The sequence below is a fragment of the Collinsella aerofaciens ATCC 25986 genome (genome assembly GCF_964259375.1).
Taxonomy (GTDB): Bacteria; Actinomycetota; Coriobacteriia; order Coriobacteriales; family Coriobacteriaceae; genus Collinsella; species Collinsella aerofaciens_BO.
The window spans coordinates 1-2,572 of the sequence record NZ_CAXVJM010000036.1; the positions used below are offsets into that span (position 1 = coordinate 1).

General features: G+C 65.5%; 2 protein-coding genes. Both read right to left on the minus strand.

The annotated features are described in order from the left end of the window. Nucleotides 1–108 precede the first annotated feature (108 nt). A complete protein-coding gene (locus ACEXKH_RS09585; protein WP_373573938.1) occupies nt 109–858 on the minus strand; it encodes an ATP-binding protein in 750 nt (249 codons plus the stop codon). Continuing rightward, nucleotides 858–2,402, minus strand: coding sequence for an IS21 family transposase (gene istA / locus ACEXKH_RS09590; protein WP_373573939.1), 1,545 nt, complete (start codon nt 2,400–2,402; stop codon nt 858–860). The genes ACEXKH_RS09585 and istA overlap by 1 nt, the downstream gene beginning before the upstream one ends. Between the last annotated feature and the right edge of the window lie 170 nt (nt 2,403–2,572).

The following is a 2,572-nucleotide window of genomic DNA, read 5'->3' on the forward strand; positions in this document are numbered from 1 at the left end:
TGAGTATTTGCTCGTCTGAGCACCGGTGATTATTGCGAATCGGCACCGTTGATATTGCGGAATGGCACCGGGGGCGGTACCGGTCGGCACCGCCCCCGGTGAGTCGGCCTACGAGGCGGTCCTCCCTCCTAGCTTCTCCCTCATGTTGAAGTCGCCCATGTCCACCCAAATTGTGTTGTGGACTATCCGGTCCATGACGGCGTCGGCGCGCACGTCGGCACCGAGCCTGGCGTGCCAGTCCTTCTTGCGGTATTGCGTGCAGAAGATCGTGGAGCCGGTGCCGTACCGCGCCTCCATCAGCTCCAGTATCATGCTGCAGAACCCCGCATCCGGCTCGTCGAGCAGCCACTCGTCCAGCACCAGCACGGTGAAGGCGGCCAGCTTCTGCACGAGCTTGCGCTCGGCGCCGGTCCTCTCGAGCGACTCGCGCCATTTCTCCTCTAGCTCCGGCATGCGGACGTAATGCGCCCTGATCCTCTGCCTGCACGCCTCCTTGGCGAGCGCGCATGCGAGGTGGGACTTGCCCGTGCCGGTGAGCCCCTGCAGGACGATGTTGGTGCCTCTCGTCGCATACCCGCAGGTGGCGAGCTCGGATATCAATATGCGGTCCAGCCCCCGCCGCTCGTCGAAGTCGAGGGACCTGACGTCCGCCTCCGGGTATCTCAGCTTCGCCCGCTTGACCAGGTTCGCCACCTTCTGCGTGACGAAGTTGGAGTGGGCCTCGTCGACCGCCATCTGGATCCTCTCCGCGCAGGGCATGCCGACGCAGACCTCCTCGTCCTGCGCGGCAAGCGCCTCCAGAAGGTCGGACGCCCCCATCTCCCTCAGCTTTCTCCTGGTCTCCGCGTTCAGCTCCATCACAGATCGCCTCCGTAGTAGTCGGCGCCGCGCACGTAGCCCTCGGGCCCGGTCGCCGCCCTTGCCTCCATCTTGTCCTGGTTCGACCTCAAGACCGGCTCTATGTCGCGGTAGCGCGGCGAGCGCCTGCCGGTCGCCAACGCCATGGAGCACGCCCTCTCGAGCCTCTCGGAGCCGTATCTGTGCGAGAGCCTCAGCACCGCCAGCGCCGCGTTGAAGCCCTGCTCATCGAAGGCCACCGACTCGAAGATCCTCCCGACGACCTCGGAGCACGACCGGCCCACGCGGTCGGCCCATCTCCTTATCCTGGGCGCATCCCAATCGGAGTACGACCTGCCCTGCGGCATGTCGTGCTCCCGCGTCGAGTACCGGTTGGCGGCATACGGCGGGAATACGGGGTGGGTCGCCACCCTCTCGCCGCCGAGGAACACCTCCAGCGACGTCTCCGTGACGCGCAGGTCGACGGTCTTTCCGACGAGCAGGTGGCTGACCGAGTAGTAGTTTCGCTTGTAGGAGACGTGGCAGTTGGCCTGCACCTTTCGCCCGTAGACCCACCTGCAGATCTCGTAGGGAACCGCCGGCAGCGGCCTGAGCAGCGCCTTCTCCTCTTCCTCGAAGCAGAGCGCCCTCGACCCCGGCCTCTTGGAGAACGGCCTGGCGTTGTGCTCGGCGACCTTTTCCGCGACGGCCGACCTCAGCTGGCCGATGTCGGTGAACACGCGGTCCCTCAGCGCGGCGATGACGTAGGTCGCCGCCGACCACACCTCGTTTTCGGCGCTGGGCTTGTCCCGCGGTTTCCTGACCCTCGCCGGGATGACCGCGCTGGAGTAGTGCGCCGCCATGTCTCGGTAGGCGTCGTTCAGCACGACCTCGCCCTCCCTGGGGTGCGCCGTCACGCCGGTCTTCAGGTTGTCGGGAACAATGCAGGGGACGCTGCCCCCGAGGAAGGCGAACGCGTGGACGTGGCATAATAGCCACGTGTCCTGCCTCATGTCGAGCGTGGGCTCGACGTAGGAGTAGCGACTGAACGGCAGGGTGGCGACGAACAGGTAGACCTTCGAAACCTCGCCCGTCGAGGGGTCCACGAGCCGCATCGTGGGCCCCGACCAGTCGACCTCCATGGTCCTGCCGGCCTTGTGCCCCACGCGGCTCACCACCTGCTTGCTGACGGTGAATCCCTGGTAGCGCTTGCAGAACCTGTCATACCCCATGGCCGGCAAGCCCTTGGACCTCTGGGCATCGGAGTACTCGGCGTGCAGCAGCTTGAGCGTGACGCCCGTCTTGGCGAGCTCCCTGTGGACGTGCTCCCAGTCGGGGTCGCCGTAGACCGGCTCGGGCGGGCGCCTTTCGGGGAACAGCGCCTCGTAGACCTCGCCCTCCTCCTTCCCCTCGACGTCGGCCCACTCGATTCCGAGCCTCCTGGCGGCCGCGACGACGTCGCCGACGCTGTGCTTGGACATCCCCTGGGACCTCGCGATCTCGTTTTGGGACATCCCCGCCTCGCGAAGCTGCAGGACCAGCTTCGCCCTTATCCTTCTCGCCATGTCTTACCTCCTTCTTCTCGGTTCCTGACACATGGCGAGAAGAAGGTACCAAAGCGACGGGGCGGGCGGTGCCGATTCGCAATAGGGGTGGTGCTGGAGGGCAATATTGCGGAAATACCGAAGCGGTGCCGATTCGCAATAACGGCAGTGCTAAAGCAGGCGATTACTCA